A 20,659-nucleotide genomic window follows, 5' to 3' on the forward strand; every position below is an offset into this window, starting at 1 on the left:
AAGTTATAATAATTTGCTGGTCAACTCCCAAAAATGGCAAATCTTGAAGGTATAACAAGGAATCAGGCATACCAAAACTCATATAAGGTAGATGTGAAAGTGACTGGTGTTGCATATAGATACAGTTATGAAATTGCACTCACAGTAGCTGGCGGGCAAATATTTTTCTCCAATCAATCCACTAACAAGCCAAATATCAAGACTATCAAACCAAGCCAATGATGCACAATCGTCCTCATACTACAGTCGTTTTGGCAATGAGTGCAGATGGCAAGATAGCAGATTTTAGGCGATCGCCTGCGCGGTTTGGCTCAGGGGCTGATAAAGCACACCTGGAAGAACAAATTGCTGCCTCTGATGCCGTTTTAATAGGTGCTGGCACTCTTCGTGCTTACGGTACAACACTTACAGTATCACAACCAATTCTGCTGCAACATCGAATAAAAGGGGGTAAGCCCGCCCAACCGGTTCATATAGTCATTACACAGTCTGCTGATATCAATCCGGAAATTAAGTTTTTTCAACAGCCAATAGAACGCTGGTTGCTGACAACAACAATGGGAGCAGGTTCTTGGCAAAGACGAGAACAGACACTTCATTCTACAGGGTTAACACCAGCACGGGAGTGTCCTCCCAAATTTGAGCAGATGATAATTTTTGACACACCAACGGGAAAGGTTGACACGTCTGCTGCTTTGCAACACCTGGCATCTCTACATATAACACGTTTAGCGATCTTGGGGGGAGGTGAGTTAGTCGCTTCTATGTTGCAATTAGATTTAATTGATGAACTCTGGCTCACAGTCTGTCCATTGATTTTAGGTGGTGCATCTGCACCAACACCAGTAGAAGGAGTCGGATTTTTATCTCAATTTGCTCCCAAATTAGAACTTTTAGAAGTTCATCAAGTTGAGCAAGAAGTGTTTCTGCACTATCGGCTGCAACGTTGAGCAAATTAGATTAACCTATTAGTCATTAGTCATTGGTCATTGGTCATTGGTCATTAGTCATTGGTCATTAGTCATTGGTCATTGGTCATTAGTCATTGGTCATTGGTCATTAGTCATTGGTCATTGGTCATTGGGTAGAGGGAAATTTTTAACCCTGTTTCGATTTTTGACTTTTGACTTTTGACTTTCGCGCAGCGCTCCCAGTCCCTTATTCTTCAAAAAAGCCCCACAATGGTGGAACAAATCAAGCCTCGCTACTCTAGCCGTTGGATTAACAAAATTGCGGAAGTACCCCAAAATGCCTGGGATGCTTTAGCAATGCCACTGAAAACGCCGTTTTTAGAATGGGATTGGCTGAATAATCTCGAAATTTCCCAGAGTGCTACGGCTAAAACTGGGTGGTTACCTAATCACTTAACTCTTTGGCGAGACAGAACGCTGATTGCAGTTGCGCCACTTTACTTGAAAGGACACAGTTATGGTGAATTTGTCTTTGATCACCAATGGGCAGAATTAGCCGATCGCATTGGAGTACAGTATTATCCTAAATTGCTGGGAATGACACCATTTACCCCGGCTGAAGGTTATCGTTTTTTAATCGCCCCAGGGGAAGATGAGGATGAAATTACAGCCCTGATGGTGCATGAGATTGATGCTTTCTGCATCAAGCATCGGATTTCTGGTTGTCATTTTCTCTATGTCGATCCCCAATGGCGGACTGTGCTGGAACGCCAAGGTTTTACAACTTGGTTACACCATAGCTACATTTGGGAAAATGTCGGGTTTAAAACTTTTGATGATTATTTAAAATTATTCAACGCCAATCAGCGCCGCAATATCAAGCGAGAACGCAAAGCTGTGGAAAAAGTGGGTTTACGACTACAACCACTGACTGGTGATGCAATTCCTCAGTCTTTATTTCCTTTGATGTACGAGTTCTATGCTGATACTTGTGATAAATTTGGCTGGTGGGGTAGTAAATACCTCACAAAGCAGTTTTTTGAGCAACTACATACCAATTACCGGCATCGAGTGGTATTTTTTCCGGCGTATACAGAACAAGATGAGCGTCAACCTGTGGGGATGTCTTTTTGTTTATTTAAAGGCGATCGCTTATATGGACGCTACTGGGGTAGTTTCCAAGAAATAGATTGCTTACATTTTGATGCTTGCTATTATACACCGATTGAGTGGGCGATCGCTCATAATATCCAAAGTTTTGATCCCGGTGCTGGGGGACGACACAAAAAACGCCGTGGTTTTCCCGCTATGCCAAATTACAGTTTGCACCGCTTTTACAATAGTCGTTTAGAACAAATTATCCCCCCATATATTCGGGAAGTTAATCAACTAGAACAACAAGAGATGGCGGCGATTAATCAGGATTTACCATTTAATCTCAAAAATGAATAACCCATATGACAGTAAAATCCCTAACCTGAACACTTACAAATCTGAGATAATAAAAAATAGCACCTCTAATTACACAAGATTTAATTATTGAGGCACTCAAAAATCAATGGTGGAGATAATTGCTGTTTTTATGCTCATTGGGCTGATTGTGATTGGTATTTTAGCCAATCCTATCCTCGTGAAACAGCGTCACAACCGTGTTAAACGCCGTCCATTCCCGCCACTGTGGAGTGCTATCATTGAAAATCATCTCCCCATTTATCTCCAGCTTTCACCTGATGAACGTCGGAGACTTCAGGGACATATTCAAGTATTTTTAGCACAAAAGCAATTCATTGGCTGTGGAGGATTGCAAGTCACACCAGAAATGAAGGTAACTATTGCTGCTGTAGCTTGTTTACTTTTACTGAACGAGCGAGGAAAATACTTCCCTAAACTGCGTTCTATTTTAATTTACCCCAGGACATATTTTGTAAATCAAACTGTAGCAACGGGAAATTATGTAGTCGAAGAAAAACGCGAGGCGAGATTAGGGGAATCATGGACTCAAGACCAATTAATATTATCTTGGGAACAGGTTGAAAAAGATACTGGTAACTGGCAAGATGGACATAATGTTGTCCTACACGAATTTGCCCATCAGTTAGACCAAGAAGATGGAACCGCCAACGGAGTGCCTATTTTGCAACGCAACTCAGAGTATACTGTGTGGGCGCAGGTGATGACAGCAGAATATCAACAACTTTGTGATGATATTCCCAGAAACGTCAAAACTGTCATGGATGGCTATGGTACAATTAATCCGGCTGAGTTTTTTGCTGTAGCTACGGAAACATTTTATGAAAAACCTCGCCAGTTAAGGGGGAAGCATCCGGCGCTGTATGAGCAATTACAAAGGTATTATCAATTAGACCCTGTGCAGTGGACTTAAGGATAAATCCATTAAATTAGCTAGTTTATAAACAATTCGCGCCCCGACATTACCATCCCACTCAGCATCACCGACTTCGCAGACATCAAAACCGATAATTTTACGATTACTTTTGACCAATTCCCGGAATAAACAAAAAGTTTGCTCTAATTCTAACCCACCAGGAACAGGAGTACCCGTACTGGGGCAAAGTTTGGGATCAAGTCCATCCACATCAAAGCTAAGATAAACGTACTCTGGTAAATGACTGATAATTTCTTGGCAGATATCAATCCAAGTGCTGCCGGCGTAAAGCTTTTGTTTGATAATTGGGTCGTAATAAGCGATAATGCGATCGCCTGATTGATCAATCATTTTCACTTCATCATGAGAAATATCACGCAAGCCTACCTGGACTAATTTGGAAATCTGCGGAATTTTCAACCCATTAAACATAATCGAAGCATGGGAAAACTCAAACCCTTCATAAGCATCGCGTAAATCTGCGTGGGCATCAATATGTAAAATGCCATAGTTGGGATACTTAGCGGCTAAAGCTTGGAAGTAACCTAATGGTACACTGTGATCACCACCAATAACTGCAACACGCTTCCCCTGATTCATTGCTGCTTGACACTGGGTAAATAACCATTGATTCACCTGTTCACCAGCTTGATTAATTGCTGTCAGCACAGGAGTTAAATCGGGTGTAGCGGTCAGTTGTTCGCCTTGTGCTAGTCTGGCAATAATTTTGGCTGCTAAGGTGCGATAATATTCATTTTTTTCGCAAATATCCTGGGGAATTTCCATCATGAAAATTCCTTGTTTCCAGCCATCAGGATGATCGAAATCGAATAAATCTAGTTGAATGGAAGCATCGAGTATTTGCTGTGGTGCTTTGGCTGTACCAGCACCATAGGATACTGTGACTTCCCAGGGTACAGGAATGACAATCAAGTTTGCAGACTCATAATCGCATGGTAAACCGAAGATGTTACCATTGATTTCACCTACGCCACTGGGATTGTAGTCTGGTTGTTGAATAGTCATCGTTTTGTAATTTAATATGGATTTCTATCACGCAGAGGCGCAGAGGCGCAGAGAATGAGAGTTTGAGAGTTTGAATTTTTGACTTTCATTCTCTAATTCGGCAATCCCAAATATTTTAACTAAAAAATGGTGCTGGTGATTTCAAGGATAAATTTATCTACCTCACTCAGATGAAGTTTGCTGTCATGATGACAATGCAGCAATTATTTCGTCAAAATTGCGCTGATATACCTGTTGTCCATAGTTGTTCCATGCTTCGTCTGAGGAGTGGGGAAACCTTGTTAATGTTGCGTGTTGAATATATTTCATCATGGGGCGACGCAGATTTTCGTATTTCTCAAAGGCTGTAGCGATCGCCTCTGGCGGGGCGTAGCCCATCGCTTCCCCATTATCCCATTTATTTGTCTCGGCAATATGAGCAATTAACGTTGTCACTGCTAGCGCATCTTCAAATCCTTGATTAACCCCTTGTGCCATAAAAGGAGGCATACCATGAGCTGCATCACCCACTAATACCACACGTCCTCTACTCCAGGTAGGTTGACTTTCGCCGTCAGATGTGCTTGCGTGGTGAATGTAGTATGGGCGTTGCTGCATATTAGCAGGAGGAGATAGACGAACTAATTCCTGAAGTACATCGGGATAACCAGCTTTTTCTAACTGCTGCATTGCTAAATCCAGCAAAGAACTTTCAGATTTATCTTCTAACGATTCCAAAGACACAGCCAGATGTAAAATGTATCCTATGTGGCTACCTGGTCTGCGAAATAACATCATCCTTAGCTCATTCAGAGAATCGGTAATTTCGGAAGCATTACTAATAGTGACAATGGGTGAATCTTGAAAAAACTTCTCTTCAATTTGTGTCTGTAATTCCTGGGGAATTTCGGTGATTTCCCGACAAGATATAGCTGCGAATCCTGAATATTTAGGTTGGGCAAAATCACTATCAGGAGTATCTTTGTAAAGTACTTTGCGAATTGTCGAGTTAATACCATCTGCTGCTACAATTAGTTTGGCTCGGAATGATTTTGAACCTAATTGTTGAGAGGTCGGATCTAAATTCTGAGGCTCGTTATTATCGACTTTTTGTCCATCAGCCCAATAAGCATAAGGGTTGGCTTCTGTTCTTAGATCAGAAATGCAATCTATCCGAACACAGCCCTTTTCTGGCTCATCAATAACATTTATACAACGATGATTTGCTTTAACTCTGTCTTCAGGAATGAGATTTCTGAGGGTGGTTTGCAAATTGTACCAAGCAATTGATACTCGACCCTCACCATATTGTTGAAACCAGTGATCAAACCCCAGAGGAGTTGACCGAATAGTTTCCCCCTGCAAATTCTTATAAACCCATTCGGGTGAAGTTTTAGCAGGTTTTTCTCCCTGAGTTTTTTCGCCATTAGACTGAGGGGAATTCATGAACCCCATCCCAGTGTTCTTAACTGCTTCGTAAGCTTGATTATCTAAATATTTGAGAGATTTTAAGCCATTGGGAAGAATATCCAATACTTGACCAACTTTACGAAAAGCGCGAGTTTGATCAACAACCAGAATATTTTCTATACCACATTTGCGTAAGCCAATAGCTGTTGCTAACCCGATAGGCCCAGCGCCAACTATGACAACATCGTAGATTTCCCCGGTTAAGGTCTGGCTGTCTGTATTTATACGGTTGTCTGATTTAGTTGCTGACATATTGATCCAAATTATTTGGGGATATAAGCTAAATAATATGGTGAGATTGTCAATTCCTCTGCCAATTCCTTTACTAAAGAAGCAACTACCGCTTTCAAAGAACCTGTACTTTCAAATACCCGTCGCTGGCGGATATAGCTAGCCCCTGTGTCTAATCTTTGCTCCAGTAAATGCAAATACGGCCTTTCTCCTAAAGTATCGGCAGTCATGCCTATCGCATCTAATATATCCTTAACTATACTCCTCATTGGTCTGCTGTTGCCTTCCTGATCTTCAATATAATTGGCATCTAAACCCCAGCGAGACGCTCTGAAAATGTTTTCTTTTTCCATCCACGAGGGTAGGGGAGATAACAAAAATCCTGTTTGTGTTCCTTGGGGGTAGTCATGGAGATATAATATTAAAGAATGGACAAAAGCTGCCAGCATAATTGACTCTTTCACCGTTGGTTGAGCATCCATGATCCTGATTTCTAGGGTTCCCAAATTGGGTTGGGGTCGCAAATCCCAATGAATATCGCGGATAATTTCAAACATTCCGGCGTGTTGGGCGGTAATAAAGAAATCAGAAAAATCTTGCCAGGTGGGAAAGCTGGGAGGGCTACCATAAGTTCTAAAGGATGATAGAAAGCATCGCCGATAAGACGCAAAGCCGGTATCATGACCCCACCAAAAAGGTGAACTAGCAGACAGCGCCAGTAAAATTGGCAGATAAGGTTTGAGCTTACCCATGATATCTACAGCTACATCACCTGATGGCATTCCCACGTGGATTTGAAGGGCAAAAGTTGTCATTATATCGGCTATATAGCCGGATGCGGTATGCTGGGCGAGATATCTGGGAATAGGGGTGACAGGGGTAAAGTGATGCCTACGGCCGCAAGCTACGCAAAATGGATGAGTCCCAGCTGCACAAATATTCATCCCCAAATTTTGGCATTTGGCTTTGAGGTAACAAAGATTTGCCAAAATATTGGCTTCTAACTCATGGATATTCCTGCAAACCTGGGAACTAATTTCCACTGACGCTTGCTTAAACTCTGGCTGAATGCAAGGAATTTCAGGTTTTTGTGCCAATAAAGGTAAAATTCCATCTACCAATTCCAGGGTGTGGGGATTAAGCAATTGTAACTCAATTTCCATACCCAGAGAGAATTCTGGAGAGCTTTTAAATTCTATGCCTGTCATGCTATTTATTTCTTGCTAGTACAGGTCAGCAGAAGTGAATTACCAGTTTAATTGACATTTTGTATTCTGTACTTCTACTTTAAAGCTGATATGGCGATCGCAATAATAAATAGGCACTGGGAATAAAGTAAAGGGCGAGAATGGTTGCACCACCCACACCGCCGGCAATCACCACTGCTAAAGGCGGCCAAAATCCACCACCGCCGAGAATCAGGGGAATAAAACCTGCCATTGTGGTGAATGTGGTTGTGAGTACGTGGCGCGTAGTGTGAATGACTGTTTCTACCATCGCTTCGCGATTGCCTGTTTGGGCAAGAATATCAGTCTTCAAAGCAGTGAGAACAGTAATCGCATCATTCACCGCAACCCCAATCAATCCGACTGTGCCGATAATGGGATTAAAGCCAAAAGGATAGCCAAATAGCCAAACCGATAATCCACCCCCACCGATGGACAGAATCGCCACTATGCCAATCAAACCCGCAAGGGCGAAAGAATTCATGGAAATTACCAAAGTTACCACCAGGGCAATTCCTAGCACAATGCCATAACCGATTAGTCCGCCAGTGGCACTGTTACGTTCTGCTTCTTCACCACCAAATTCCAGGCTATAGCCTTGAGGCAGTGAGAAAGAGTTTTGCAAACGTTGGCGAAAATCAGCCAAAGCATTGGCTGGTAAGGTTCCGGCGGTGAGATAGCCCTGCACGGTGCTGACTCGGCGACCGTTTTTGCGAGTGATAGCGGCATTTTTGGGGACTAAACTCAGTTTGCCAATAGTTTCTAAGGGAATGTAGCCTTTGCTATTGCTTGGGAGAAGATTCACTGATTGTAATTGGCTCAAGTCAGAGCGATCGCTATCACTCAAACGGACTCGTATAGGCACTTCTTCGCTATCTTCTAAAATCGTGCCACCGTTTACCCCCTCAGTGATAATTTGCAATTGCCGTGCTGTTTCGCGACGACTCAAACCCAGAGATCGCGCTTCTGGTTCGTCAATATTCAGGGACAGTTGGGGAAGCACATCGTTGACGCGACTGCGAATGTGAGTAATGGTAGGAACTTCTGCCAAAATAGAACGAAGTTGCTCACTTAATTGTTGTAGACGCTCCACATCAGAGCCGTAAATGCGTAACTCAATCGGGGCTTCAAAAGGTGGCCCCTGTTCAAACAACCGCACCAAAGCACGAGCATTGGGAAAGGCACTGTTAAATTCTGTTTGCAGTTGGCGAATGAAGCGATCGCCAGCAATGCCATTCATCTGCACAATCGCCCCAGCAAAACTGCTCTCGTTCTCCCGATTCGTGAGTTGGTTGTAATAGACTTTCGGCGGACTCTTACCCAAGAACCAATACACTTGTTCAACTTCAGAATGGCGGCGTAAAGCGGCTTCTACTTCTTGTGTCAGCTCTTGAATTTGCCCTAGAGAACTAACAGGAGGCAGTTCTAACTCCACAGTGAATTGTTCGCGGTCGGCACGGGGAAAAAATTGTAAACTTAGGGTAGACATCAAAGTAAACCCCATTACTGGTAAAATCAGCGTGAGGGCGATCGCTCGTTTGGGATACCTCAAAGACCAGTGCAAAGAACGACGATACCAAGCGCTAAGTCCAGGATGAGAAAATCCTGATTCCCACCATCTTTCTTTGTCAATCACGCCTTTAGAAGTGAGAGAGCGACGATGATTCCACTGATAAATTTTGGCGGTAATCGCTGGGGAAATCGTTAAGGCCACCAACAGCGAAGCCAGCACGGCCACAATTACATTTAAACCAATCGTCCCGACAAATTCACCAGTTGCACCGGGAAGTAGGGCAATGGGTGCAAAGGAGAATACAGTGGTGAGTGTTCCCCCCAGCAAAGGCGCACGCAGATACTGCACGGTTTCGGCGATGGCAGTTTCTAAAGACATTCCCGTTTTCAGGCGGATATTCATCTCATCCACGAGAATAATCGCATTATCAACCAGAATGCCCAAGGCCACAATTAGCCCCGTCACTGACATTTGATGTAAGGGAATACCCAATAAACCCATGACAATGATAGCGATCGCTACTGAAAGAGGCAAGGCAATCTGTACGGCTAATGCTTGTTGCCAACCCATCATGATCATGCAAATCACAAACAGGATCAAAGCACCAGATAGCAAATTCCCAATCAGATTATTTAATCGCGACGACACATAACGACTCTGATTAAAGACAATTTCTAACCCTATCCCTTTAGGTAAATCAGCCCGAAAAATATCGATCGCCTTTTGAGCTTCTACTATCCAGCGATCCAGACGATATTGGGACTGGACATAAACACCAACGGCGATCGCAGCTTTACCGGCAGTAAATGCCAATTCTGTGGGCGGTGTGGCAATTCCTTTTTCAATAGTGGCGATGTCTGCCAAAAGCCGAAATTCCCGGTTAGATTCACAGTTAGAACAGCCCACAGGTATTTGCTGCAAACGGTTCAGGGTATCCAATTCTCCCTGGACTTCATAGAGTAATGTATTATCACCGCGAAACTGTCCGGCGGAGATTTTCGCATCGCTTTGTTGAATTTGCTCTGCTAATTCTGAGGCGGTAATTCCCAAACTAGCAAGAGTTTCTGTATTCACATTCACCGTGATTTCTTCTTGGGGTGCGCCAAAAATTTCCACTTCATCTGTACCAGAGAGCGATCGCAAGGCATTTTTTAACATCTCTGCCCGTCGCCGCAAAATGGCGTAGTTCGGTGCATCAGACTGTTCCCAAGTCAGAGCGGTAAGGAGAGCATAAGCACGCACTTCTCCCTCAACTAATTTTGGTTCACTGGCTTCCCTGGGCAATTCCCCTTGCACCTCCCGCAATTTATCCCGCACCCGTGACCACACCAAAGGCACACGATTTTTACCCACACTATCAAGTAAATCTACGGAAATAGTCGAAACCCCAGCTCGTGACGTAGACTCATAGGTTTTGACTTCGGGAATTTCGGCAATCTTGGCTTCAATCGGGTCAGTAACCAGAGATTCCGTGCGTTCAGCCGTTCCTCCTGGCAAAAAAGTAGTAACTAGAGCAAAACGAGAAGTCAGTTCTGGGTCTTCCAGTCGGGGTAAGGATTGAAAAGTGACAGTTCCCCAAGCCACAATCAAAAAAATCGCCAACAATAGCAAGCGCAAGTTGCGAAAAAATAGCTGTGCCATATCAGTTATCAGTTATCAGTTATCAGTTATCAGTCAAGAGAGATAAGGGATTTTTAAATAAAAAAACACTCAACCACCTAATACCAATTCTTTATGAGGATGCGCCAAATTATATGAGAAACGTTCGCGTAGCGTGCGCGAAGCGCATACCGCAAAGGACGCAAAGTACACAAAGAAGGAAAGAAGGAAAGAAGGAAATTCTTTACTAAATCACCAACTGTTCACTGTTCACTGTTCACTGATTTTACGATTTGCCCAGAAACTAAGCGGTTAGTGCCACTATTAACAACCTCTTCCCCGGCGGTGATTGTACCGCGCACTAAAACGCGATCGCCTTCGGTATACAACACTTCCACATCCTGTCGTTCAATAACATCGGTTTCTCCCTCTGACGCAACCACAAAGCAAGACCATAATCCTTGTTCTCCCTTAATTAAGGAGGATACTGGCAACCAAAATCCTTGGGTAGATACCATTTGTTCCACTTGCAGACGGGCGATTTCTCCTGATGCTGGCATGGTTTGACCTGTAGAAACTAATTGCAAAACCACCGTTCTAGTCCGGGTTTGGGGGTTGATTTCTGGTTTATGAGCCAGGACTTGGGCAGTATAAATGCGATCGCTTACCTGCACCTGTTGACGGCTGCCTACTTTCAGGGTCTGCACGACTTGGGGCGGTACGCCAATTTCTACTTCCGGGGTGACATTTTCCACTAGCCGCACAATAGCCTGTCCGGCTTGTACCACAGTGCCTTCGTCTAAATTTCGTTCCCCAACCACACCACGAAAGGGAGCGCGGAGGGTGCTTTTCTCGATACTGATTTCTACATCGCGTATACTGGCTGCAATTTGCGTCACAGTAGCAGCTTGGGCGGCGATTTGTTCAGAGCGTGTACCGTTCTGCAATGCTTCTAATTCACTCTGAGCGGCGGACAGGCGGTCGGCGAGGGCATCTCGATTAAATGCCACTTCATCCAACTGTTCACGGGAAATCGCGCCTTCTGCGTACAGGGAACTGCGGCGATCGCGGCGAATATTTTCCAAACGCAACCGATTTTCTAAATCTGCTACTTGAGAACGAGCCGCAGCAATGGTTTCTGGGCGTGGACCATTCTGCAATTCTCGTAATTCTGCCACTGCACGCAATTTTTGCGCTGCTAACTGTGCCAATTGTGCTTGGAGACTTTGCGTATCTAACCGGGCAATTACTGCGCCTTTTTCTACGGTTTGTCCTTGATTGAAGATGATTTCAATGACTTTGCCTCCCCGCTCAAAGCCCAAGTCGCTGCGGCGAGTGGCTACTACTTCGCCTGTATAAAAACGCGTTACTTGGTATGACTGTACAGGCTTGAGCTTCAGGGTTTGCACTGTCAATGGGGGAGAAACAGCAACTTCCTGTTCAGCAGATAACCGTTGATAAATTCCAAAGGCGATCGCCACCACCATCCCACTCGCAATTAGCAGATTCCTCACGCCAGTCTTTTTTGGATATTTCCGAGGCGAGGCGGCCTCATCTATTTCTGGTATTTGGGCTTCCATCAGCTGACCACTCTTTTTTGTGCTACGTTTACAAGAAGTGTTGTGATATTCAATTAACTGTTATAAACCTAGTTTTATAAATCAAAGCGTATATGCAACTAATTGTTCATGTCAAGAAAGAATTATGAGCCTAGCCCATGCGATCGCCACTATCTTGCTTCAATCTCCTCAGACAGGTTACGATCTGAGCAAAGAATTTAGTGAAAGAGTCAGTTGCTATTGGCAAGCTACCTCCCAGCAGATTTACCGAGAACTAGCAAGAATGCAGGAAAAAGGCTGGGTAGAAGTGGAAGTATTACCACAATCGGTTCGTCCTGACAAAAAAATCTATTCTCTTACCGATGTAGGTAGACAAGAATTGATTTCTTGGATTGCTCAACCCTCTGAACCAACAGCAATCCGTGAGGATTTACTGGTAAAGGTACGCGGTGGGTTTATAATTCCTGAAGATATCCTCATCCGTGAAATTGAACGCCGCAAGCAATTCCATCAGCAAAAATTGGCGTATTATCGCTCCCGCGAACTAGAATTTGGCGATGTGGATCATCTGTCTCGCCCGCAACGACATATGTATCTCACCTTGCGGTGCGGTATTCGCTACGAAACTATGTGGATAGAATGGTGCGATGAAGCGATCGCCTGTTTAATAAAATGTTAAACTTTTGCCAGAACCGCAGAAACTGAACCACGATGAGCGCTCAAAGTCTTTACCGTTAAAACGGCGTTTTTGCTACTAGATCAATAGTTTCACCCAATTGTGGATGTTTAAAACTAAGTTGTCTGGCGTGTAGATGTAACCGACTCGCAGCAGCATTGCATCCATACAGGCGATCGCCTAAAATAGTCATCCCCAATCCTAGCTGATCAGCAGCATGAACTCTCAATTGGTGCGTGCGTCCTGTGACGGGAATAAACTCAACACGTGTATAATTTCCTTCCCTTCCTATCACCCGAAATTGAGTCACACTGATTTTACCATATTGCCAATTAACTTGCTGATAAGGGCGATTTTCCGGACTTCCCCACAGAGGTAATTCAATTACACCTTGTTCATCTGTCACAGCACCGAAAAGTATAGCCTCATAAACCTTGTGAACTTGGCGTTGTTGAAATTGCTGGCTCAGTTGTCGATGAATTTGCCTAACCCGCGCCAATAGTAAAATACCAGAAGTTTCCTGATCTAGCCGATGCACAGCCATAATTTCCGCATCATCTGGAAACCAATAACGCCAACGACTCAGAACACTATCTTGAGTATCCCGATAACGACCAGGAACCGCAAGTAGCCCTGGGGGTTTGTTCACAGCAATCAGCCATTCATCTTCATAAATAATCGGTAAATTAAACCCTGCTCTATCATTTAAATTACTGCTTAAACTGCTTTGCATTGGTGTTGAAGGTACTGGAGACTGAGATTTTAAACCAGAAAGCAAAAACCCCATTAACGGCTGACAACGCTCAACACAGGCTTGATAAAATTCTCCTTGTACTTTCTCCTGATTTTCTGAAGATTCCCCCCACCAAAACTCCGCCATTGCTAGAGGTTTCAGTCCCTGCTGTGCCGCATAGTGCAGTAACTTCGGCGCACAACAATCTCCCGTACCCGTTGGTATAGACCCGGCTGGCATTAATTTTTGTAAAGATGCCGATTGCCCTAAAAAATTCATTAGGGAATAAGCCGCGTGCATTTGCGCCTGCAATTGGCGAGATAGTGCTTTACGCCGTTGTTTTAGTTGCTGTATCTGTCTGTCTGTTGCTGAGATGAATTCCTGTAAAGGTTGCAACACAGCATTTTGTTGAGCTTTGAGTTTGCGGCGTTCAATTCCTTGCTGACGGCTTTCCTCTTCCAGTTCTGCCAATGCAGTAGTCAGTGCTTCCCCTGTGATTTCTTGGTAAAATAGCTGACGTTTTGCGTCGCGTTCTTGTTTAGACTGGCGATGGAAATTACTCATCTGTTGCAATTGCTGCTCAAAATCGTAAGATAGAATTTCACACTGCTGTCGTTCTCTGAGTTGCTTGAGAGTAATTAATTCCTGCTTGATATTCTCTAATTCAGCTAAAGTGTGGGCTTCCTCTAAAGCTACGTCATCTCGTCCCGGAATTGGTGGAACCCAACCCTCAATTACACTGAAACCATTGAGAACACCAGAAAACGCTTTTAAAACTTGTGTTTCGCCCGTAGGAAGTTCAACCAGCAAAACACCGTACATCTTCCCCTCCCGATTATAAACCGCATCGGTCGCTAATTGCTGCATTAAATCACGAGCGATCGCCTCCACAAAAACAGTGCGGGGCAATCTCAGGCATTCCCCACTGACAGGACAAAACCCCTCATACCAATAACTAACCCTTAAATCACCGACCATAGAACTAAAATATTCCTCCTCTCTTGGCGAACTTGGCGACTTGGCGGTTCGTTAAATCTTACCAACCATGCCAATATAGAGACAATAAGCATAAAATTCAGCAAAAGGAAGGCCAAAAAACGCTGTGCAGATCACATTTTTAGGGACAAGTTCTGGAGTACCCACGCGATCGCGCAATGTTTCCAGCATAGCGCTGAGATTACCCCAAAGAGCAGAACTGTGGTTATTAGACTGTGGCGAAGGCACTCAGCATCAACTATTGCGGAGTGACCTAAAAATGAGTCAACTATCGCGAATTTTCATCACCCATCTGCACGGTGACCATATTTTTGGCTTAATGGGACTCCTTGCTAGTTGCGGTTTAGCCGGAAATGTGCAACGAGTTGATCTCTATGGACCACCGGGACTAAATGAATATATCCAAGCAGCTACACGTTACTCACACACACACTTTTCCTATCCGGTGAAAGTTCATGTTGTCCAACCCGGAATCATTTATGAAGATGATGAATTCACCGTTAGCTGTAGTCTTTTACATCATCGTATTACAGCATTTGGTTATCGCATAGCCGAAAAAGACCGACCAGGACGCTTTGATATAGAAAAAGCCCAAGCCTTGCAAATTCCCTCCGGTCCGATTTACGGTAAACTCAAACGTGGTGAAACAGTCACACTTCCCGACGGAAGAGTCATTAACGGGAATCAATTATGTGGTCCCACAGAAATTGGACGTAAGATAGCTTATTGTACAGATACAATTTATTCCGAAGGCGCGGTAGAATTGGCACAAGATGCCGATGTCTTGATTCATGAAGCTACCTTTGCCCACCAAGATGCAGATTTAGCCTTTCAGCGATTGCATTCCACAACCACAATGGCGGCGCAAACAGCCTTAGTCGCTGGGGCGCATAAATTAATTATGACACATTTCAGTCCCCGCTATGCGCCGGGAAACACAATAGAATTAAAAGATTTACTTCATGAAGCTAGGGCGATTTTCCCAAAAACAGATATGGCTTATGATTTCATGGATTATGGTGTACCCAGGAGACGAGAAGCCGAGTTAACTCCAATAAATAAGTAATATTTCCCTAAAGGTTAGTCTCTGACTTTGGGGAACAACAGAAAATAAATTATTCCCAATTGTGGGACGGGCATCTTGCCCGTCCTCTCTCATTACCGATCAGACAAAAAACTCCTAATCATTCCGTTTTATCATGGAACTCGATAAATTACATCTATCGGATGATCAAACAGTTTAACTGGCAAACAGGAAATTATGGCGTAATTTCACACAAACTTGAATCTTAATAGTAAATATTCGTGATCAAAGACTTCTTTATTACATATGTTTAATTATTTGACAATTAAACATATGTATTTTTTTATCCAAAACCAATATTTTGCTAATTCCTAATTTTCAAATAAATACACAGTAAAAATCTAAGTAGTTAATAAAGAAATTTGCTGAAATGCTTGCACAGCCATTAATAGCTAATTATTTTAGTTGAATATTCAGGTAATTTTATTGACAAAACCAGTAATTGAATGTGCTTTTTTTGGAAATAATTATTATTCTTAGTATTATTTTTAATCATTAAAATATTGGAAAAATGTCACAAAAATAGCCAATTTATTTTTGGATAAACTCTTCATAATCGGAAGGAGAAACATTTAGTATGATGTTTGGTCTATAGATTAAAAACAAATCATTTTTCGGCAAGGATCTCATAATCTTTCATATATAGTGTGTCTGGATTTAGATATTAGAGGAATTTGATAGTGGCTAACACAAGTATGAATCAAAACCAACTGGTTCATCACTCTTCAATAAACGCAGTTGATGTCAGACGAATAGCTAAAAGTTTGCTTCGTCGACGCTTTTTGTGCTTAGGTGTTTCCGGAATTTTGATGTCAATTGCTGCTCTCCTGGCTGTCAATACCAAAACGAATTACCAAAGCTCTATGCAGATACTGGTAAATTCCAATTTATATGAAGGTGTCAGATTAAATAATATCCAATTAAGTGGAAATAGTGAATTTACTGAACCAAACCTACCAGTATTTGACTACAGCGCTCAGATGAAACTGATGGTGAGTTCTAAATTGATCCAGAAAGCTGTAGATATTCTTCATTCTGATTATCCAGATATTACCGTAGAAGATATTAAGGGTAATAATAAGAACAACAAAGAATCACCTTTGGTAGTCAGTCAATTAGAAGGTAAGGGTGGAGTTAATCAAGTTCCTAGTCCAGTAATTGAAGTGTCCTTTAATCATGACGATCCAGTTAAAACACAAAGAGTGCTGAAAGCTCTACAAAAAGTTTATCAAGACTACAATCTAGAGCAACAAAAAGAACGACTCAACCAAGGACTAACTTTTGTTAGCACTCGCTTACCCCAGATTAAACAAGAACTCAGTCAAGCAGAAGAAAACTTAGAAAACTTTCGCACCAAGCATAATATACTCGATCCGGAAGTGCAAAGTAAAATCCTGCTAGAATCTCTTGCTAATATTCAACAACAGCGACAAACCACCCGCGCACAGCTAAAAGATGTAGAAGCTCAGTACAATAACCTAGAACAAAAAATAGCTGTTTTATCTGAGGATGCAAAAATTGCTTCTCGTTTAAATCAGTCAACTCGTTACCAATCGCTATTGAATGAAGTTCAAAAGACTGAATTGGCGATCGCTACAGAGCAAATCCGCTACACAGAGGAGTCCCCAATATTACAACAACTCAGACAGCAAAACCAGAATCAAAAAAGGCTGTTACAGCAAGAAGTGAAAAAATTGCTCGGTGACAAAGCTATCAATACCACCAGTACCAAAAATTTACTATTGATCCAAAAGCAAACAGCAGAAATTGATCCAGTACTGCTACAAGAGTTTATTCAGGTACAAACAATTGTTAAAGGACTCATTGCTCATGAAAATAGTTTATCTGAATCAGAAAAGCGACTCAGTTCGCAACTAAGCAAATATCCCAGCCTGATATCTGAGTATAACCGCTTACTACCAGCAGTAGAAAATAAACGTAAAATACTTGAGCAATTACTCCAGACGCAACAGTATTTGGGATTAAAGATCTCTCAGGGAGGCTTTGATTGGGAAGTATTAGAGGAACCTGCTTTGGGGACTTCTACAAGTAACCGCAGATCCATACTTTTATTGGGAGGAGTTGTAGTCAGCCCGATTTTAGGGCTGGCGATCGCCCTCACTTGGGGAATGTTTAATTACACTATTTATTCAGTACAAGAATTACAGAAGCTAACGAAACTGCGATTACTCGGTTCAGTACCAAAACTAGCGCCCCTTGGTCTCAAAAAGCGTTTACCCATCAGGTTTTGGCAGAAACAACAAAATTTAGCTCCTTCTTTGGTAGAAGCGACCACTTGGTTACCTTGTCACGAAAGCTTGAATATGGTGTACCAAAACATTCAAATATTCAAGCATCCTTACCCCTTCAAGTCCCTGATGTTAACTTCCGCCCTATCTAGAGAAGGTAAGACAACCTTAGCGCTGGGACTAGCGGCTAGTGCGGCTCGGATGCATCGGCGCGTACTATTGATTGATGCTAACCTGCGTTGTCCTAACCTACACAAAAACTTGCAACTATCTAATGACTGGGGACTATCTCTGTTATTAGTCGATGAAACAAATACCCAAGTTCAAGATTATATCCAGCCGATTCACCCTTCCATTGATATTTTGACTGCTGGCCCTACAGCCGAAGACACAATCAACCTGCTGAGTTCTCAACGAATGCAAGAACTGATAGAGTTGTTTGAGCAGACCTATGATCTAGTGATTATAGATGCTCCGCCCATTTTAGGCACAGTCGATTCTAGGATTTTGGCATCATTCTGTGATGGAATTGTGATCGTAGGGCGCATTGGTCAGATCACGCCCAATGAACTCATGCAAACTACAGAAATATTAAGCAATTTGAATTTAGTGGGAATTATTGCTAACGATGTCAGCAGGGGGTAGGGAGTAGGGAGAAGAAGCAGGGGAGCAGGGAGCAGGGGGGACAAGAGGGTAACTTCCCAATGACCAATGACCAATGACCAATGACTAATGACTAATGACTAATGACTAATGACTTATAGCTGATTTTCCATACTGATCGCATAATTATGAAGAAGTGGCAACTTCCCAGGGTGGATAACTGTCTCATCTTAAGTGGTAGACACTATAGTCCAGAGCATCAAACAGATACTAAATGTGATTTAAATGGTCAGTATGAAATTTCAACTGTTATTAGGCTCTCTATTTTCCCAGATCAAAGTCCGTCATTGGTGGATAGGTATCTTCTTGTGGATGGCTTTAGTCGCCCCAGCTCAAGCATCTGTAATCCTGCGCGTGGCAATTGAGAGGGGAGTTAATCAGGTGAAAGTTGGTAGTTCCACAACTGCGGTTGTTAAAGATAGTACTGGTCGTACTCTCGGACAATTGCCGGCTATGAGTTCATTTAATGCTCAAACTATCCCCGGTGGTGTAGCTTTGGATAGGTGGCAATCTGGCTTATTTTGGATTGAACCAACAGGTGATGGATTTGTTTATATTGGCGATCGCTGGTATCGTGGCAGAACGCTGGTTGTTCCCACAGATAAAGGTTTAGATGTCGTTAACTGGGTTGATTTAGAAGAATATCTTTACAGTGTCATCGGTGGCGAAATGGATTCTGGATGGCCCCAGGAGGCTCTCAAAGCCCAAGCGATCGCAGCTCGTACCTATGCCCTCTACAAGCGCAACGAACAGCGCAACAACCCCACCTACGACTTAGGCGATAGTCCCGACCGTTGGCAAATTTATAAAGGAGTGATCAGCGAATCACCCTCTATTTACGCCGCAGTTGATGCCACAGCCGGAAAAGTATTAACACATAATAACGAAATTATTCTTTCAGTTTTCCACGCTTGTTCGGGGGGACACACTGAAAATGTCGAAGATGTTTGGGGAAATCCCCTCGCTTACCTGCGTGCTGTTCAAGACTACGATCAAAACATCAGCGCCTGTAATTGGGAGAGAACCTTTACCTCTAACGAAATTAGCTCTAGAATTTCTGGTGTAGGAAATGTCACAGACATGATTGCAGAAGCCCTCTCGCCTTTCCGTAGTGTTAAATCCTTAAGAATTGTCGGTGACAAAGGTACAAGGGTGCTAAAAGGCGAACAAGTCCGGACTGCACTCAAACTGAGAAGTACTCGCTTTAATATCACTAAAGGCGCAAATGGAAGTTTTGTACTACAAGGTTTAGGCTTTGGTCATGGCTTAGGAATGAGTCAGTGGGGAGCGTACAATCTAGCTCGACAGGGAGCCAACCACCTACAAATTTTAGGACATTACTATCAAGGAGTAGCCCTCACACCAATTCAAACCAAGTAATTAGGGACTAGTACCGCCGTGAAGTCAAAAGTCAAAAGTCAGATGATGTAGGCTTTTTATTGATTTTAAATGGTCGGTTTATTTACGCCGTCCTGTATGAGGGACTGGGGAGAGGGACAGGGCAAGGGTATTTCATTCTCTAGTAGAAGTGGGGGATTCAAACTCATGTTCTGCTCGCCTCCACGGCATGAGAAAACCCTATTCTCTGCCCCTTCCCCCCTGTCTCTTCTTTGACCGAAAAACGAGACGCAAGCCCCTGGCTTCAGACATGGGGATAAGTCGGGTGCGGCTTTAGCCGCAATTAAAAAGATATATAGGACTAGCTTCATATAATCTTTAAATTGTTATTTAGCTCAAAGCTGTATAATTACGGAATGATCCAAAAATACAAATCAAACAACAATATTACCTACTCTTGTAAATACCATGTTGTCTGGTGTCCCAAATATCGGAGGAAAGTTTTAGTTCAAGGTGTAGATGTTCGCCTTAAAGCTATTTTGCAGGAAGTAGCTACAGAGTTCAAGAGCGAACTTATCGAGATGGAAGTAATGCCAGATCATGTACACATATTAGTCGAGGTAGATCCTCAATTTGGAATTGCAAAATTAATTCGATATATGAAAGGACGTTCATCTCGGTTTTTGAGACAAGAGTTTCCTTGGCTAAAAAGTCGGCTACCAACACTTTGGACAAATAGCTATTTTGTTTCAACTGTTGGGGGTGCGCCGATTTCAGTTATTAAGCAATACATCGAAAATCAAAAAAATGTCTAATTATGGTTGCCAACAAGTTTTAATCAGTCCAGACAAAGAATTGAGAGCCATCTTAGAGTTTGTTTGCGAACAGTCAAACAAACTTGCTAACTGTGGACTATATTATTCTCGCCAGTTATTCTTTAAAACTGGCAAGATACCGAGCAAAGCTGAGTTGCATCGGCTATTGAAATCTAACGCTCATTTTCAGGCTCTTTATTCCCAC

General features: G+C 42.9%; 15 protein-coding genes and 1 pseudogene. 10 read left to right on the top strand and 6 right to left on the bottom strand.

All coding sequences use genetic code 11. The features are described from left to right. The first annotated feature begins 218 nt into the window (after positions 1–218). From NSP_RS21800 to NSP_RS21810, 4 genes are all read left to right on the top strand, one after another. Positions 219–950 carry a RibD family protein gene (locus tag NSP_RS21800; RefSeq protein WP_017804418.1) on the top strand — a complete coding sequence of 244 codons (732 nt, stop codon included), beginning with the start codon at positions 219–221 and terminating at the stop codon, positions 948–950. 46 nt (positions 951–996) lie between these two features. Next, a complete protein-coding gene (locus tag NSP_RS26110; RefSeq protein ID WP_157133655.1) occupies positions 997–1,134 on the top strand; it encodes a hypothetical protein in 138 nt (45 codons plus the stop codon). A 47-nt stretch (positions 1,135–1,181) separates the two neighbouring features. Then, positions 1,182–2,363, top strand: coding sequence for a GNAT family N-acetyltransferase (locus NSP_RS21805; RefSeq protein ID WP_006196374.1), 1,182 nt, complete (start codon positions 1,182–1,184; stop codon positions 2,361–2,363). 106 nt (positions 2,364–2,469) lie between these two features. Further along, positions 2,470–3,294: a M90 family metallopeptidase gene (locus tag NSP_RS21810; protein WP_006196376.1), complete on the top strand. Its 825-nt coding sequence runs from the start codon at positions 2,470–2,472 to the stop codon at positions 3,292–3,294. Here NSP_RS21810 and speB read toward each other — a convergent pair. The 5 genes from speB to NSP_RS21835 all read right to left on the bottom strand — a co-directional run bounded on the left by speB (position 3,271) and on the right by NSP_RS21835 (position 11,921). Next, positions 3,271–4,323, bottom strand: coding sequence for an agmatinase SpeB (gene speB / locus NSP_RS21815; protein WP_006196378.1), 1,053 nt, complete (start codon positions 4,321–4,323; stop codon positions 3,271–3,273). The two genes, NSP_RS21810 and speB, sit on opposite strands and share 24 nt — an antisense overlap. Before the next feature lie 183 nt (positions 4,324–4,506). Continuing rightward, complete coding sequence (locus tag NSP_RS21820; RefSeq protein WP_017804419.1) at positions 4,507–6,024, bottom strand: FAD-dependent oxidoreductase; 1,518 nt, start codon at positions 6,022–6,024, stop codon at positions 4,507–4,509. 11 nt (positions 6,025–6,035) lie between these two features. Further along, on the bottom strand, positions 6,036–7,211 hold the full coding sequence (locus NSP_RS21825; RefSeq protein ID WP_006199168.1) for a carboxylate-amine ligase: 1,176 nt from the start codon (positions 7,209–7,211) through the stop codon (positions 6,036–6,038). Positions 7,212–7,290: 79 nt separating this feature from the next. Further along, positions 7,291–10,383, bottom strand: coding sequence for an efflux RND transporter permease subunit (locus NSP_RS21830; RefSeq protein ID WP_006199169.1), 3,093 nt, complete (start codon positions 10,381–10,383; stop codon positions 7,291–7,293). Positions 10,384–10,604: 221 nt separating this feature from the next. After that, a complete protein-coding gene (locus NSP_RS21835; protein ID WP_017804420.1) occupies positions 10,605–11,921 on the bottom strand; it encodes an efflux RND transporter periplasmic adaptor subunit in 1,317 nt (438 codons plus the stop codon). 124 nt (positions 11,922–12,045) lie between these two features. Between NSP_RS21835 and NSP_RS21840 the strand changes: the two genes are divergently transcribed. Continuing rightward, positions 12,046–12,579 carry a PadR family transcriptional regulator gene (locus tag NSP_RS21840; RefSeq protein ID WP_006199297.1) on the top strand — a complete coding sequence of 178 codons (534 nt, stop codon included), beginning with the start codon at positions 12,046–12,048 and terminating at the stop codon, positions 12,577–12,579. A gap of 55 nt (positions 12,580–12,634) precedes the next feature. Here NSP_RS21840 and NSP_RS21845 read toward each other — a convergent pair whose 3' ends face one another. Next, complete coding sequence (locus NSP_RS21845; protein ID WP_017804421.1) at positions 12,635–14,287, bottom strand: RluA family pseudouridine synthase; 1,653 nt, start codon at positions 14,285–14,287, stop codon at positions 12,635–12,637. 124 nt (positions 14,288–14,411) lie between these two features. Here NSP_RS21845 and NSP_RS21850 point away from each other — a divergent pair, with 124 nt between their 5' ends. The 5 genes and pseudogenes from NSP_RS21850 to NSP_RS27110 form a co-directional block, all read left to right on the top strand. Next, positions 14,412–15,371 (top strand): ribonuclease Z, encoded by a 960-nt coding sequence (locus tag NSP_RS21850; RefSeq protein WP_006199151.1) that lies wholly within the window; start codon positions 14,412–14,414, stop codon positions 15,369–15,371. A 713-nt stretch (positions 15,372–16,084) separates the two neighbouring features. Next, a complete protein-coding gene (locus NSP_RS21855; protein ID WP_006199150.1) occupies positions 16,085–18,283 on the top strand; it encodes a GumC family protein in 2,199 nt (732 codons plus the stop codon). Positions 18,284–18,535: 252 nt separating this feature from the next. Then, a complete protein-coding gene (locus NSP_RS21860; RefSeq protein WP_044482860.1) occupies positions 18,536–19,681 on the top strand; it encodes a SpoIID/LytB domain-containing protein in 1,146 nt (381 codons plus the stop codon). A 374-nt stretch (positions 19,682–20,055) separates the two neighbouring features. After that, positions 20,056–20,454 (top strand): IS200/IS605 family transposase, encoded by a 399-nt coding sequence (gene tnpA / locus NSP_RS21870; RefSeq protein ID WP_006194806.1) that lies wholly within the window; start codon positions 20,056–20,058, stop codon positions 20,452–20,454. Next, positions 20,447–20,659: pseudogene (locus tag NSP_RS27110) on the top strand (RNA-guided endonuclease TnpB family protein); the annotation flags it as partial. The gene tnpA and the pseudogene NSP_RS27110, both read left to right, overlap by 8 nt.

Source organism: Nodularia spumigena CCY9414 (genome assembly GCF_000340565.2).
GTDB classification, from domain to species: domain Bacteria; phylum Cyanobacteriota; class Cyanobacteriia; order Cyanobacteriales; family Nostocaceae; genus Nodularia; species Nodularia spumigena.

What these genes read in the sequence shown, in the direction of transcription:
- NSP_RS21800 (WP_017804418.1), top strand. Translation starts at nt 219, where the DNA reads ATGATGCACAATCGTCCTCATACTACAGTCGTTTTGGCAATGAGTGCA.
- NSP_RS21835 (WP_017804420.1), bottom strand. Translation starts at nt 11,921, where the DNA reads ATGGAAGCCCAAATACCAGAAATAGATGAGGCCGCCTCGCCTCGGAAA.
- NSP_RS21845 (WP_017804421.1), bottom strand. Translation starts at nt 14,287, where the DNA reads ATGGTCGGTGATTTAAGGGTTAGTTATTGGTATGAGGGGTTTTGTCCT.
- NSP_RS21825 (WP_006199168.1), bottom strand. Translation starts at nt 7,211, where the DNA reads ATGACAGGCATAGAATTTAAAAGCTCTCCAGAATTCTCTCTGGGTATG.
- NSP_RS21810 (WP_006196376.1), top strand. Translation starts at nt 2,470, where the DNA reads ATGGTGGAGATAATTGCTGTTTTTATGCTCATTGGGCTGATTGTGATT.
- NSP_RS21820 (WP_017804419.1), bottom strand. Translation starts at nt 6,024, where the DNA reads ATGTCAGCAACTAAATCAGACAACCGTATAAATACAGACAGCCAGACC.
- speB (WP_006196378.1), bottom strand. Translation starts at nt 4,323, where the DNA reads ATGACTATTCAACAACCAGACTACAATCCCAGTGGCGTAGGTGAAATC.
- NSP_RS21840 (WP_006199297.1), top strand. Translation starts at nt 12,046, where the DNA reads ATGAGCCTAGCCCATGCGATCGCCACTATCTTGCTTCAATCTCCTCAG.
- NSP_RS21830 (WP_006199169.1), bottom strand. Translation starts at nt 10,383, where the DNA reads ATGGCACAGCTATTTTTTCGCAACTTGCGCTTGCTATTGTTGGCGATT.
- NSP_RS21805 (WP_006196374.1), top strand. Translation starts at nt 1,182, where the DNA reads ATGGTGGAACAAATCAAGCCTCGCTACTCTAGCCGTTGGATTAACAAA.
- NSP_RS21860 (WP_044482860.1), top strand. Translation starts at nt 18,536, where the DNA reads ATGAAATTTCAACTGTTATTAGGCTCTCTATTTTCCCAGATCAAAGTC.
- tnpA (WP_006194806.1), top strand. Translation starts at nt 20,056, where the DNA reads ATGATCCAAAAATACAAATCAAACAACAATATTACCTACTCTTGTAAA.
- NSP_RS21855 (WP_006199150.1), top strand. Translation starts at nt 16,085, where the DNA reads ATGAATCAAAACCAACTGGTTCATCACTCTTCAATAAACGCAGTTGAT.